Origin of the sequence: Mesorhizobium alhagi CCNWXJ12-2, from assembly GCF_000236565.1 — a bacterium.
GTDB classification, from domain to species: domain Bacteria; phylum Pseudomonadota; class Alphaproteobacteria; order Rhizobiales; family Rhizobiaceae; genus Allomesorhizobium; species Allomesorhizobium alhagi.
Genome location: NZ_AHAM01000057.1, coordinates 1 through 12,369 on the forward strand (window position 1 = coordinate 1; position 12,369 = coordinate 12,369).

The 12,369-nt window shown below is 63.6% G+C and carries 22 protein-coding genes; 13 read left to right on the forward strand and 9 right to left on the reverse strand.

Annotation, left to right across the window (positions count from 1 at the left end):
- A partial coding sequence (locus tag MAXJ12_RS08030) for a beta strand repeat-containing protein (protein WP_008835304.1) occupies window positions 1–2,250 on the reverse strand: 2,250 nt, incomplete at its 3' end.
- Between the two features lie 409 nt (window positions 2,251–2,659).
- On the opposite strand from MAXJ12_RS08030, the gene MAXJ12_RS08035 reads away from it, so the two are divergent.
- From MAXJ12_RS08035 to MAXJ12_RS08095, 13 genes are all read left to right on the forward strand, one after another.
- Complete coding sequence (locus MAXJ12_RS08035) at window positions 2,660–2,983, forward strand: hypothetical protein (RefSeq protein ID WP_008835305.1); 324 nt, start codon at window positions 2,660–2,662, stop codon at window positions 2,981–2,983.
- Window positions 2,983–3,186 (forward strand): hypothetical protein, encoded by a 204-nt coding sequence (locus MAXJ12_RS08040; RefSeq protein ID WP_008835306.1) that lies wholly within the window; start codon window positions 2,983–2,985, stop codon window positions 3,184–3,186. Before MAXJ12_RS08035 ends, MAXJ12_RS08040 begins: the two co-directional genes overlap by 1 nt.
- Window positions 3,183–3,734, forward strand: coding sequence for a DUF1643 domain-containing protein (locus MAXJ12_RS08045; protein ID WP_008835307.1), 552 nt, complete (start codon window positions 3,183–3,185; stop codon window positions 3,732–3,734). The genes MAXJ12_RS08040 and MAXJ12_RS08045 overlap by 4 nt, the downstream gene beginning before the upstream one ends.
- Complete coding sequence (locus MAXJ12_RS08050; protein ID WP_008835308.1) at window positions 3,731–4,036, forward strand: hypothetical protein; 306 nt, start codon at window positions 3,731–3,733, stop codon at window positions 4,034–4,036. Before MAXJ12_RS08045 ends, MAXJ12_RS08050 begins: the two co-directional genes overlap by 4 nt.
- Complete coding sequence (locus MAXJ12_RS08055; protein WP_040585412.1) at window positions 4,036–4,401, forward strand: hypothetical protein; 366 nt, start codon at window positions 4,036–4,038, stop codon at window positions 4,399–4,401. The genes MAXJ12_RS08050 and MAXJ12_RS08055 overlap by 1 nt, the downstream gene beginning before the upstream one ends.
- 77 nt (window positions 4,402–4,478) lie before the next feature.
- Window positions 4,479–4,811 (forward strand): BrnA antitoxin family protein, encoded by a 333-nt coding sequence (locus MAXJ12_RS35055; protein ID WP_244421457.1) that lies wholly within the window; start codon window positions 4,479–4,481, stop codon window positions 4,809–4,811.
- Window positions 4,804–5,790 carry a DUF5131 family protein gene (locus MAXJ12_RS08065; RefSeq protein WP_008835311.1) on the forward strand — a complete coding sequence of 329 codons (987 nt, stop codon included), beginning with the start codon at window positions 4,804–4,806 and terminating at the stop codon, window positions 5,788–5,790. Before MAXJ12_RS35055 ends, MAXJ12_RS08065 begins: the two co-directional genes overlap by 8 nt.
- Entirely contained in the window at window positions 5,787–6,668 is an 882-nt protein-coding gene (locus MAXJ12_RS08070; RefSeq protein ID WP_008835312.1) for a hypothetical protein, read from the forward strand. Before MAXJ12_RS08065 ends, MAXJ12_RS08070 begins: the two co-directional genes overlap by 4 nt.
- The gene (locus tag MAXJ12_RS36590) at window positions 6,665–6,910 is read left to right on the forward strand and encodes a hypothetical protein (RefSeq protein WP_139043822.1); all 246 of its coding nucleotides are present in this window, start codon (window positions 6,665–6,667) and stop codon (window positions 6,908–6,910) included. The genes MAXJ12_RS08070 and MAXJ12_RS36590 overlap by 4 nt, the downstream gene beginning before the upstream one ends.
- Entirely contained in the window at window positions 6,907–7,827 is a 921-nt protein-coding gene (locus tag MAXJ12_RS08075; protein ID WP_008835313.1) for a hypothetical protein, read from the forward strand. Before MAXJ12_RS36590 ends, MAXJ12_RS08075 begins: the two co-directional genes overlap by 4 nt.
- 421 nt (window positions 7,828–8,248) lie before the next feature.
- Complete coding sequence (locus MAXJ12_RS08085) at window positions 8,249–8,764, forward strand: hypothetical protein (RefSeq protein ID WP_139043824.1); 516 nt, start codon at window positions 8,249–8,251, stop codon at window positions 8,762–8,764.
- Window positions 8,761–9,183 (forward strand): DUF7694 domain-containing protein, encoded by a 423-nt coding sequence (locus MAXJ12_RS08090; RefSeq protein WP_244421458.1) that lies wholly within the window; start codon window positions 8,761–8,763, stop codon window positions 9,181–9,183. Before MAXJ12_RS08085 ends, MAXJ12_RS08090 begins: the two co-directional genes overlap by 4 nt.
- Window positions 9,176–9,505, forward strand: coding sequence for a hypothetical protein (locus MAXJ12_RS08095; protein WP_008835317.1), 330 nt, complete (start codon window positions 9,176–9,178; stop codon window positions 9,503–9,505). The genes MAXJ12_RS08090 and MAXJ12_RS08095 overlap by 8 nt, the downstream gene beginning before the upstream one ends.
- A gap of 61 nt (window positions 9,506–9,566) precedes the next feature.
- Here the strand turns inward: MAXJ12_RS08095 and MAXJ12_RS08100 are convergent, their stop codons facing one another.
- The 8 genes from MAXJ12_RS08100 to MAXJ12_RS08125 form a co-directional block, all read right to left on the reverse strand.
- On the reverse strand, window positions 9,567–9,830 hold the full coding sequence (locus MAXJ12_RS08100; protein ID WP_008835318.1) for a hypothetical protein: 264 nt from the start codon (window positions 9,828–9,830) through the stop codon (window positions 9,567–9,569).
- 43 nt (window positions 9,831–9,873) lie between these two features.
- The gene (locus MAXJ12_RS08105) at window positions 9,874–10,113 is read right to left on the reverse strand and encodes a hypothetical protein (protein ID WP_008835319.1); all 240 of its coding nucleotides are present in this window, start codon (window positions 10,111–10,113) and stop codon (window positions 9,874–9,876) included.
- 9 nt (window positions 10,114–10,122) lie between these two features.
- Window positions 10,123–10,458 carry a hypothetical protein gene (locus MAXJ12_RS08110; protein WP_008835320.1) on the reverse strand — a complete coding sequence of 112 codons (336 nt, stop codon included), beginning with the start codon at window positions 10,456–10,458 and terminating at the stop codon, window positions 10,123–10,125.
- A gap of 158 nt (window positions 10,459–10,616) precedes the next feature.
- Window positions 10,617–10,871, reverse strand: a complete 255-nt coding sequence (locus tag MAXJ12_RS08115; protein ID WP_008835321.1) for a hypothetical protein — start codon at window positions 10,869–10,871, stop codon at window positions 10,617–10,619.
- 1 nt (window position 10,872) lies between these two features.
- Window positions 10,873–11,073 carry a hypothetical protein gene (locus tag MAXJ12_RS08120; RefSeq protein WP_008835322.1) on the reverse strand — a complete coding sequence of 67 codons (201 nt, stop codon included), beginning with the start codon at window positions 11,071–11,073 and terminating at the stop codon, window positions 10,873–10,875.
- On the reverse strand, window positions 11,073–11,228 hold the full coding sequence (locus MAXJ12_RS37550) for a hypothetical protein (RefSeq protein WP_008835323.1): 156 nt from the start codon (window positions 11,226–11,228) through the stop codon (window positions 11,073–11,075). Before MAXJ12_RS37550 ends, MAXJ12_RS08120 begins: the two co-directional genes overlap by 1 nt.
- Window positions 11,225–11,647: a peptidoglycan-binding domain-containing protein gene (locus MAXJ12_RS34300; RefSeq protein ID WP_008835324.1), complete on the reverse strand. Its 423-nt coding sequence runs from the start codon at window positions 11,645–11,647 to the stop codon at window positions 11,225–11,227. Before MAXJ12_RS34300 ends, MAXJ12_RS37550 begins: the two co-directional genes overlap by 4 nt.
- On the reverse strand, window positions 11,584–12,315 hold the full coding sequence (locus MAXJ12_RS08125) for an N-acetylmuramidase family protein (protein WP_008835325.1): 732 nt from the start codon (window positions 12,313–12,315) through the stop codon (window positions 11,584–11,586). The genes MAXJ12_RS34300 and MAXJ12_RS08125 overlap by 64 nt, the downstream gene beginning before the upstream one ends.
- Window positions 12,316–12,369: the final 54 nt, after the last annotated feature.

Genomic DNA, 12,369 nt, shown 5'->3' on the forward strand with positions numbered 1-12,369 from the left:
ACTGCCCGCATCCACATCGGCAAAACTGATGCCGGTCAGGGCGGTGAAGACATCTTCGGTGACGTTGATGGACGACGGCGCCGTGACAACGGGCGCGTCGTTGACCGCCGCGACCTGCAAGGTCACGGTGTCGCTATCGCTCTGTGCACCGCCGCTGCCCGAATTGCCTCCATCATTGATGCCGGCCGTGAGCGTCACGTCACTTGTGACGTTGGAGGCAGTCGTAAATGTAACGTTGCTGGCGCCGATGAAGGCATTGATGTTGGCGATGGTGCCGGTCAGGGTCATCGCACTGTTGGTCCCCCCTACAGTCACGCTGCCGCCACTGGTCGCGGCCAACGTGCCGCTCGCCACTGAGAGGGTTGCCGTCACGCTGCTACCGCCCGCATCCGCATCGCTGAAGCTGATGCCCGTGACCGAACTCGCCACGTCCTCGGTGACCGAGATACTGGACGGCACGCTGACGACGGGGGCGTCGTTCACCGCCGTCACGGACAGCGTCAAATCTTGAGCATAGAATTCATTGCCGCCGCTGCCGGTTTTGCCGTTATCGTCGATGCGTACAGTAAGCAGCACGTCCGACGTCGAATTGAGAGCGGTCTGGAATTGTAGCTCCGAATCCGCGATAAAGCCGTTGATGTCGGCAATGCTACCGAGCAGGGTCAGGGTGCCGGTTCCGGAGCCGGTCACCGTTACTCCCGGCCTATCGGTGCCAGTCAGCGTACCCGACACAACAGTGAAGCGCGCGGTCACCGCGCCACCGCCCGCATCCACATCGGCAAAACTGATGCCGGTCAGGGCGGTGAGGACATCTTCGGTTACGTTGATGGACGACGGCGCCGTGACAACGGGCGCGTCGTTGACCGGCGTGACGTCGAGCGTAATTGTCCCGTCGGCAGGTCCTGTGTTGGCAGCATCGCGTATCCGCGTTGCGATCGTCACGTCCTGATCCCAGTTCGCCGAAGGCGTAAACGCGACGGCAGCCAGAGCAGCATTTACATCGGCAACGGAACCGGTAACTGCCCAGGTACCGGTACCGGCATTGTAGGTTGAGGTGGCCGAGCCAAAGGTGCCGGTGCGGAGCGAGCCCGCCGCGGGATTGGAGAGAGTAAGGATGGCTGTTATTGTGTCGCCAGCATCCACGTCCGACACGACGATATCATTCAGCGCGACACTGCTGCCCGGATCTTCGGTATAGGTCACTGTTTGGGTGAGGTTAGTCGCGGTCGGCGCGTCGTTGACGCTGACAACGTTCATAGTGACGGTCTGGGCGGTGCTGCCGCCGTCGCCGTCGTTGACGCTGATCTGGACCTCCCGGATGAGGGTCGACGGATCCAGCGTGTTGGTGTTGGCGTAGATGAGTTTGCGCAGGATCGCCTGCACCACGTTCGGGGTCGCCTGGTCGTTCAGGCTGATCACCAAATCGTTCGTCCCGGTACCGCCGGTCATGTCGCCGACCTTGTCGGCGCCGTAAAACACTGAGGAACCGCTCACGCCGACCTGGCCCGCCCCGCTCCCTTCATTTCGAACGGACAGCACGTCCTCGCCGGGAGTCCCGTCTGCTGTGATCTTGACGACGATGCTGCCGCCGTCGAAATCGGGCGAATCGCTGTCCACGACCGTTGCATCGCCGCCGGCGTCCAGCAGGACGGCGGTGCCGCCCTCGATGAAGGAAGCACCGTCGCCGCCGAGGTTGCCGATGACCGGGGCGACATTCTGCACGGCGTTGGCAACCGTGATATCGTCGATGAAGAAGGAGATGTCGGAGGCGCCGTCTTGTTGGACGATGCGAAACTCGTCGATGTTCTTCCACTCATCTCCCGATGTCGAGATGATCGAGGCACTCGATGTCACCTCAAAATTTTGAGAGGCCACCGCAATGCCGTCGCGATAACCCACAAGCTGTGCATTCGGAGCCATGCCGCCGCTGACGATTGCGAAGCTCTCAAGCCAAAATTCCTCGCCCGTTGTGGCCGAGAACTGCGCCTGCGCCGCGACACCAAGCCAACCATTGACCGAAAGCGCATTGTCTCCGGGGCCGACAAGGACTGTGTCACCAGCGTTACCGGTCACATCCAGATAGCTAGGCGTTCCCCCATCTCCGGGGGCATTATTCCCGTCCGCATCAAGAAGATTTATCGTCCAGCCATTGACGATGCGCGGACTATCGCCAAAGCTGCGGGTGTCGTCGGGATCGCCGTCTCCTGACAAGGGAATGCCGTCGAACGTTTCGGTAATTGGCGCAGCCATGGTCATCCCCCCAGATATGTCGGAGGAAGCCGATCCAGCCTTCCATAGCAGCAGCTACCGGGTAACTTGCTCCGCATTTTCGCAAAGCTCGCCGGCCGGCCGCAGGGATAAGCGCTTATCGGAATCCCCCGATCCCATCGCCAAGGTTTGCACGATCACGCGCGCGAGTCGATGGGCCAGACCGAAGCCTTACCCAGAATTGCAAAAACTGGCGCGCATTTCGGGCGATCCAGGAGCCAGGTTCTTTGAAGGGATGGTGGGCGTGACAGGGATTGAACCTGTGACCCCTGCAATGTCAATGCAGGCGATTCCTTGATTTTATTGGGAAATCGCATCGCATAAAGCCAGAACATCGCGGAAACATCGCTACGTTTCTGTGCGGTTTCTGTGCGGAAGGGGAGGGCTGCTGATGGCCCGCTCCGAAACCTTTTCCGACGAGGAGCTCGCCCTCCTGACGAAGGCAGAGCGCGACGGCCTGCTCGGCGTGACCGATGATGCCGCCGGCGAGCCGCTGACGGAGCGCCAGCGCCATCTGGCCTGGTGCAAGGAACGGGCGCTGGAATACCTCGATCGAGACGACTGCAGGAACGCCGTCGCCTCGTTCCTGTCCGACGTGCAGAAGCACCCGTCCACGGCCGGCCTCGCCGGCGGCGGGCTTGCAATCATCGGCATGAGGGAGGCCTGCAGCGGCGACGTCCAAGCAGTCGAGCGCTGGATCGAGGGCTTCAACTGATGCCCCGCCGGAAGCCATTCACCAACGTGCAATTCGCCCGCTATGCGGCGTCGATTGCCAGCAGGTCTGCGAGCTGGGCGCGCGACATCCTCGACGACACCGAAGGGAGCCCGCGACCGGAAGCAGTCGAGCGTTTCTGCCAGGAGATCGCGGGTGTGCTCGACAGAATTTCCGAAGTGTCAACCGGGGTCGAAGGGCAATGAGCATCCGGCCCCAGCCCGACCTGTTCGACGACATGGAGATGTCGGCCATCATCAGCGACTGCGGCCTCTACCGCACCGAGCTGCGCCGCGTCTGGAACAGCGATCTGCCGCTCCTCGTCGTCTGCATGCTCAATCCCTCGACTGCGGACCATCGCAAGAACGATCCGACCATCCTCGCGCTGATCCATTTCGGCAAGCTGTGGGGCTACGGCGGCCTGCTCGTCATTAACCTATTCGCGTTCCGTTCGCCGTCGCCGGCGGACATGATGGCGGTGTCCGAGCCGTTCGGCCCCTGCAACGCTCGAGCGATCGCCGACGCCATGGAGTACGCTCGAGACAATGGCGGCCGCCTGCTTGCGGCGTGGGGCAACCACGGCGACCATCACGACCGAGCCGAATGGTTCTGCAATCGCGCCCTGCAGGTCTACAGGCTTACGCTCATCTGCCTCGGCACCACCAAGGGCTGGAAGCCGAAGCACCCCATGGCGCGCGGCAAGCACCGGATACCTCGCGATCAACAGCCGATCGTCTGGAGGGCTCCGGTTTGACCGAAAGCCCCTTCCAAGCCCCCATCGGCAAGTATCGCGTGGTCAAGTGGCTCCGGCCCTTCGTGGCGGAGAAGGTCGAGGACTTCGCCGCGCTGCCCGACGCGGTGGACGAGGCCGATCGGCTGGCGCTCGAAGGCGAGACCACCGGCGTTTTCACGTCCACCCAGCGCCGGATCTACACCGGCGGCAACGGCGGCGAGATCGCGCCGGCCAAGGTGTTCCCGAGTTCGATTACCAGGCTCGCACGTGTCCGCGACGGCGAGCGTCCCAAATCAACCGGCGGCTTCAAAAGGAGAAGATGATGACGGAGCAAAGTCCTGCGGAGGCAGGCGACGACGCCTTCGAGTGGGCGATCGTCGAAATCATGGGCCACCGCAAGCTCTACGGCCGCGTCCGCGAGGAGGAGAAGTTCGGGGCCAAGATGCTGCGCATCGACGTGCCGAAGCCAACGGTACCGCGGACGCTCTTCGATGCCGCCGAGGGCAAGCCCGAGGAACCGTCGCTGACCTGGGTGACGCAATGGTATGGCGGCCCGTCGATCTTCTCCCTGACGCTCACCGACGAATCCACCGTGCTTCGGGCGAACCAGCCTTACGCGCCGGCGCAGCGCTACATCGCGCCGCCGGACCGGTACGACGACGGCGAAGAAGAAGAGCCGGTGTTCTGATGGTCGCTAACAACGGTCTGACGGAACCGCAGCGGGCGTTCTTGGCGCGATTTATTCCGCGCGGGTGGCTTCATGGTGTGCGCGAAGATCCCGACGAGCAACGAGCCGTTGATGTCGCTGTCCGCAAGAAATGGCTACGCCGGGAACTCCGAGAAGTCCATTTCACGCCGGCCGGGCGCATCGCCCTTGCCGATGGGGAGCCCAAGCCCGAGCCTGACGACGTGGCCTGCGACTGGTCCAACGTCGCGATTCCGCCCGACCGCGCCAAACGGGCGGTATCGCTCCGCCTCGATGCCGACGTGCTGGCCTTCTTCAAGGACGCCGGCGCCCGAGGCTACCAGACCCGCATCAACGCGGTGCTGCGCCACTTCATGCAGGAAAAGCAGCGCCAGGAGGGCTCCAATGGCTGAAAACACCGCGATCTCCTGGGCGAAGCACACCTTCAACCCGTGGATGGGCTGCACGAAAGTCTCGCCGGCCTGCGACGGCTGCTACGCCGAGGCGCTGATGGATCTCCGCTACGGCAAGGTCCAGTGGGGACCGCACGGCGAGCGGGTCCGCACCAGCGTCCAGAACTGGAACAAGGTACGCCGCTGGCAGCGCCAGGCGGCGGCCGCCGGCGAGAAGTGGTTCATCTTCTGCGCCTCGCTCGCCGACATCTTCGACAACCAGGTGCCGCCGGAGTGGCGCAAGGATCTGTTCGACCTGGCGCGCGAGTGCCCGAACCTGATCTTCCTGTTTCTGTCGAAGCGGCCGCAAAACATGGTGAAGATGAGCGAGGCCGCCGGCGGCCTACCGTCCAACTGTGCGCTCGGCACTACCTGCGAGGACCAGAAGCGCTGGGACATCAACATCCCGGCGCTGTCGGTCGCGAAGTACATGCTGCGGCCGACGTTCGCGTTCGTTTCCGGGGAGCCGCTGCTCGGCCCGATGTGGGTGCGCAGGGCACCAATCACGCCAGCGCTGCGGGCCTTATTCCCGGCGATGAAGTCCGACGAGTTCTATGATCCGCTGCACCCTCGCCAGTTCGAGGCTATCCGGATCGATTGGATCATCACCGGCGGGGAAACAGACCAGGGCGGCCACAAGGCCCGTCCATGGCATCCGAGGTGGGTCCGAGATATCCGCGACAACTGCGCCGACGCCGAAGTGCCGTTCCACCACAAGCAGAACGGCGAGTGGCTACCGTCCTCCGATGTGCCCGAGCCATGGCGCTTCGAAGGGGCGACCGTACTGCCGGACGGGCGGGTCCGGGAATGGCATCCGGCCTATCCCGGGGAGCGGCTAGTCCACCCGGAGATGCGGCCAATGTCCCGCGTCGGCAAGAAACGCTCCGGCCGCCTCATCGACGGCATCGAACACAACTCATTTCCAAAGGTGACGATATGACTGACCATGCCGAGGCACTGAAGCCGTTCGCTCGCTTCATCGAACACCACGACGGGCCGAACGGGATGCAAAGCGCCACACGCGAGGCAATGAATGCCGATAGCTATGTCATACTAAAACTCTCGCCTGGCTATCCACCCATCACGCTTGGTGACTTCCGTCGCGCCCGGGACGCCATCGCCGGCCTTAGCGCACCGGAGAAACCATTCGCCTACATGACGCTTGCCGGATTTGAGAGATTTCTCCGGGGGAGTGATGCCGAAACTCACGTCCTCATGCGCGGCCCAGGAAACCCAAATCACGACCCTCTGCGCGTCGCCCTCTACGCCACCCCACCAGCGCCACAGCCTGCACTGATCGAGGAGAGGACGGAGATCGCATCACAGCTCATCGCAAAGGCGATTGCGGAGGAAGCCCAACTTGAAGCTCTCCGCGCCAAAGTCGAAACGCTGACGGCAGCGCTAGAAGAAATCCGCGACATGCCGCTCACCAACCCGGTGGCGGTTTACGAAATCGCCCGCACCGCCCTCGCAGAGCAAGGGGAAGCGCCCCAGCGCTACCGCATCGAGCATGACGGCTTCGTTGGCACGAAAATAGGCGAGTATCAGCGGCTCGACGGCAAGCGCGGCGTGGTGCTCCAGCAGGACGGCACGAACATCGTGCATGTGTACGGGATCAAGTGGCTGATCCCGGTCGAGGGGGAAGCGCCACAGCCTATCGGCGACACATGCCTGGAGGGGAGGGGCCGAGCTCCCGCCGATTACTATGTGATCTTGAAGGAGTTCGCTAATGAGCTTGGAGGCGAAATACCGAACGCTTCCTTGCCACGCTTGGCCCGCCTGCTTGCCGCCCGCCCCAAATCCGGGAGCGACCAATGAGCGCCAACTTCACACGATCTGAAAAACATACATGGCCTCATTCGGGGACTTGGCGCCCAGCCATCCGCGATGGCTTCGCGACAGCCAACATTTGCTGCCCGAAGTGCAAGCAAATCGGCTCGCTTGAGCCTGCCGACCACCAAATCGCCGAGGATGGCAGCGTTTCTCCTTCCGTGGTCTGCGACTGCGGGTTCCACGAACATATCCGTCTAATCGGTTGGACTGTAGGAGACAAAAAATGAAAATGCTCGCCCAAGACCAAGCCTGCACCGATTGCGGCGGAACTGGCGAAACCTACCAGACTGAAAAGCGGTGCGCCTGCCAGCCATATGGCAGCGACATAGCCACCGCGTCTGACGATGCGGCTAGTGCAATTAAGGCTGCTTATTTTGAGGGCTTTGTCGCGGCCTCAGGCGGCTACGCCGGAGAACATACTGCCACCCAGTACGCCGAAAAGAATTGGCCGTATTCTCAGGCCGAAGCCGATGCTGCCACCTATGCCGGTCTTCCTTCTGACCGGGTAGCCGACATGGTGGACGAATTGCGGGCGGGTGTCGCCGTTTGCGGCGAAACATCAAGCGGGGCCGAACTCTACGACATCGACGCCGCAGAGACGACAATGGCGAAAGCCGCCGAAGCCCTTCGCGAGAAACAGGCGGAACTGGATACGTGGCGCGATCATTGCCGTGATTGGGTAGCCCGCACCGAAAAGGCCGAGTCCTACCTTCGCGCCGTAGAGGCGGAACGGGACGAAGCTGTCAACTGGTCCGGAATTGTCGATCGGCATGGCACCGACCAGTTTGATGATCTCGCGGAGGCGTGGCTAGAACTCGACGCCATCAAGCGCGTCACCAACGCCGTCACCTCCACATTCTCGAAATGGGCCGACGATGCGCTCATGGATCGCTTTCGAAAGCATCAGTTGAGCATGTTCCACATGGCTTTCGTTGAAGGCTGTCTTGCCGGCGTTAAAGCCGCAGAGGCTCGCGAAAAGCAGGCGCTGGCCGCGCTGGCGCCGTTTGCGGACGCGGCAAAGGATTTCGATGGAGAGCCGGATAGTTTCGAACTGTACGACCACGGCTTCCTTACCGTGGGCGATTTGCGACGCGCCCGCGCCCTCACCAATGAGGAGGGCAGCAATGAACCACAAGCAGATTGAACTTGGCGAGCGCAATCGAGCCGCAGTGCGGGCCTTGCTTGCGAGCCGTCTTGGCATTTCCCGGACAGAGATTGCCGAGCGCCTCGAGCTTAGCGCGATGGCCGTAACTCGCCACGTCGCCGCAATCCGGGCCGAATGGGGGGCCGCCACTCTACCCACTAGGCGCGGCAAAGGAGAGGATCGTGACTGACAGATCATCCTCGCCAGAGGTTCGCAACCCCGTGCTCTCGCTTCCGGCCACCGCTCGTCTACTGGCGTTGCCCCCGGAGACGCGAGCGATTGTCGCCGCCGTGATGCGAGACCTTTCAGTCGACGCGAGGCAGCGGGCCCAAGAAAGTTGGCGGCGCAACAAGGGACCGATGGCGGTCTACTGGAAGGCCGTTGGCGCGTACGCAGGGCATCTCTATCGGGCGGTGCGACCATGACCGGCTCTCTCCCTGATAGGTTGGAAGCGGCCCGGGCCGAAGTTTCCCGCCTCGAGCGCGAGGCAGCGGCGGCAACATGCGCCGAGATCGGCCATAGTTGGAAATCCATCGGCGGCTGTAATGCGGCCTGTGAGAACATCGACTGCGGCTGCTCGGTCCCCGTCCACGAATGCGAGGTGTGCGGCGACTGCGATTATGGACAGAACGCCGAGGCGGATGAGGTCAAGCGGACCTGCACTGAACAGATGATGCTCGACGAGCCCGACTATGAGAATCGGGCCTGCGACGTTTGCGGCGCAAAGACCGACGACGAGGCTGGGAAGCTCTGCAAGTCGTACCAGCTCCCCAGCGGAGACTATGCGTGCAACGGCAGCCCCGAGGACGAAAGCTATCCTGACGGGCGGCTCCGGTTCCTATCCGAGGTTGGCATCGCGGGTATCAATGCCTGGGTCGACGAGATGGTGGCGGCCCACGAAAAGACCGCCACCGACAGCCCAACGGAGACGGAATGATGCAGGACATTCTGATGCGCTACTCGCGCCAGGAGCGCAGGCAGATCCTCAAAGACGAGCAGAGGGCGCGATCGACCGGCAAATGGGGGCCGTGGGAGGTTGTTCCCGTCACCCCCGATATGATGGGCGGCCGCGGCTGGACGCGCGAAATCACGCGCGCCCACCGCAACGGGGTATTCTGCGTGCTTGAGAGGCAGCTGCCGTCAGGCGTGGTGCATCTAGCGGTGACAAGCGCGTCGCAACAGCGTCCCACCTGGTGGGAAATGCAGCGGATCAAGAACGAGCTCGGCTCGGAAACGGCTACGGCCGTCGAGGTCTATCCGCCGCAGTCCGAAGTGGTCGACGGGGCCGATATGTTTCATATCTGGCTGCTCCCCAAACCACTGTCGTTCTCGCTCTACTGGAAGCCGCGTGACTGACCGAATCCGCTGCATCAATCCGCGCTGCCGGCGGACCTTCGCCGCCGGCAAGCACTCTGGCGAGATCATTTGCGGGAAGTGCTTCCGGATCCTGCCGGAAGCCACCCGAAAGGAACATCGCGGCTACTGGCGCGAAATTCGCAAATGGGACCGTCGCATTACGCGGACCGGCGATGAGATCAAGGTTCGCAGGATGCGGGCGGTCCGCGACACCCTGTCTGTGCGCCTCAATTTGCATTGGGACACCTACATCAAGGCGCTTTTCCTCGCGCCGGACAAGCCGGAAGGTCTCGACGCGTTCCTCGAGGAACTCGGCATGTGAAAAGGCCCGCGTCGCGGCGGGCCTTTTTTCCTTTCTATGCCGGGGAGCCGCCCGGCGCGGATTAGTCGATTTTGGTGAAGTCGAGGTAGAACTTGTCGCCCACCGCGAACTTGCCGATCAGTGCCGGATTGGCGACCGTGAGCGACAGCTCGCCACACGGCGAGTACCGCGCGTAGCTGTTGTCTTCGTCGCTGCCATCGGACGGGTACGGGCCATCCTTCGCCACGGCGTGAAACTTGAGGGTTTCCTGCGTCGGCGCGCCTTCCGGCGCCGGCGGGTACGGCGTGACTGAACTAATTCGCATCTTGGCGCGCATCGAGGCCATCGGGGTTTCTCCTTTGATTGCCCGGTGCCGCCGGGCGCGGTTCCTAGAACTTGATCAGTGCGCCCAACGCCAGCGCGAAGCCGGTATAAGCGAGCCCCACCGAAACCAGACCGGATCGGCGGCCGCCCGTCTGCCCGACGAACTGCGAGGCGCAGGCGAAGAACGCCGACCCGGTGGCGAGGTAGCGGGCCGTGTCGCCGCCGAAGGCGATCATTGCCACCAAGCCGATGCAGCCGAACAGGCAAGAGCAGAGCGCCATGACGGCGGCTTTGTTGGTGTCCATGGTTTCCTCCTAATCGGCCGAATCGAGCGGCTTGAAGCGTCTGACGATGACTTCGAACAGGATGTCGGCGATCCACATGGCGATGACACCGATCAGGAACGCCGTCGCGTGCTCCGTCGCCAGCGTGGCACTGTCGGGCGGCAGCGGCCAGCCCACGGCGCGCAGGTAGTGGATTGTCGGCTCAGTGAGATAGGCGGCGGCCAGCGCCCCGCAGACCGGCGAGGCGAGCATTTCGCGCACCTTGAAGCGCCGGCGTGACAGCGCGCGCAGGATGCCGCCGGCGGTGCCGGCGGCAAGCACGGAAGGGTTGATGCCCATGCTGACAAGGATTTCGTGGAGCGTCATCAGAACATCCTTGCAGGTACGTAGATCATTCCCCACACCGATAGCCCGTGTAGCGCCCGCGATGCTGCGCCACCTGGACGGCGAATGGCCGATCGTTCGCCACCAGGTAGGCATTGGTGGTGGGGCTCGGTGTTTGCTTCACCAGAACGTCGCATGGGTCAGTCAGCCCCTTTGTCGCTTGGCAGGCCGCACCCGCCAAGAAGGGCACACAGAGAATGGTCATCAGCGCTGAAAACCTCATCGTCCACCTTCTTCCCGTCCTTGAGGATCGTGATGCGATCGTCCTTGAGCTTGTCGCTGACGACAGCCCGGCCATCGGCGCGGCCTTTCAGGTAGGCGCCGCCCAGCGCGCCGCCGGCGACGAGCATCGCGATCGCGATCAGCCAGGGCAGGGGAATCAGCCGGGCCAGCACGTCAGAAGCTCCGCCAGAGGATGACGAGGCCCAGCGTGTCGAACGCGAGCGCCAGCACGGCAACAACCGCAACCCGGGGATCCGGCCAACCGGAAGCCAGGGTGGCGAAGGCGATCAGCAGCAGCATCGGCCACGCGACAGCGAGCGCGATGAAGCCGAATATGCGAGCCCAAAGCCGGGGATCGTTGCCGCCGCCGCCCATCAGAGCACCAGGCTTGCCAGCCGCACGGCGAGCTCGACGATGCTGCCGGCGTCCTCGAGGGTGAACGCGCCGACGACAAGGCCGCCGATCGCCACGAAGCCCAGCGCGAGCGCCCAGGCACTCTTGCGTTTCCACACAGGGGTTGTCTCGTTCATGCCGGTACGTCCCCCTCGTCCGTCTGCCGGCTTTTCCACCAGCCATAGAGCGCATAGGCGGCGAGGCCGATGCCCAGCGCCGCGGATCCTGCCATCAGGCCGTTGGCGAGCGTCTGCGACGTCTCCGCCTCGATGCCAGTCAGGTAACTTGCGGTTTCGGCGATCTGGTCGCGCACGGCCACGACGAGCACCAGCAGGCCGCCGCCCTTGGTGGCGTCCTTCACCTGGTCGACTTCGCTTACCGGAACTTCGCCGGGCTGCTCCTCGGCCGACTGACGCCATTCGCCCAGCGCGCGCATGGTTTCGGGGCCGGCGACGCCATCGGCGGTCAGCCCAGCGCCCGACTGGAACATCATCACCGCCTGCTTGGTGGCGGCGCCGAAATCGCCGTCGACCTTGACGGAGTAGCCGGCACGCACCAGCAGCGTCTGCAGCTCGCGGGCCCCTTTGCGCCCCTCGAGCCCATCCGGAGCATGCCCGTGGCGGCCGAGACGGGAGCTTCCCCGCCGGCGTAGCGCGCATAGGCCTGCGCCATCTTCGTGTGGTAGGCGTTCTGGCGGAAGTTCTTGCCGTTGTAGCCGCGGGCGAAAGCGGTGAAGTCGAGGCGCTGCAGCTCGTCGGCCAGGCCGAACTTCTCGATGTAGCGCGCCATCACCTCGATTTGGCCCAGCGCGCCCGATTTGGCGTCGTTCACGAGTTCGGAGACGGTGCCATAGCCGAGACGCTTCCAATGCGCGCCCATGACTTGTCCCAGCCCCCAGGAGCAGCTTTCCAGCGCCGCCTGGGCGTTGATGAGGATGGCACGGGCGAGGAGCTTGTAGCGCGCCGCCTGGCTGCGCGGGTTCTTCACGGCGCCGGCCTTCGGCGAGGACAGCCCCTGCGCGCGGGCGGTCTTGCGCTGCTCGGGCGTCAGGCGCTCATCGAAATAGTGCCCCTCGAACCGGATCAGCGGCATGTTCTTGCCGTCGACAACGGCGAACACCTGGCCGGCGCTCTCGATCTCGGCAACGGCCAGCAGCGCGGCCGGCGCGACGGCCAGGCGCAGGGCGATTCGGGCGACATGGGTTTTGGTGCTGCGATCGAACATGCTGGGCCTCCGGGGCTTCCAGCACGTCATGCGCGGGTGAGAACGCCTTGTTAG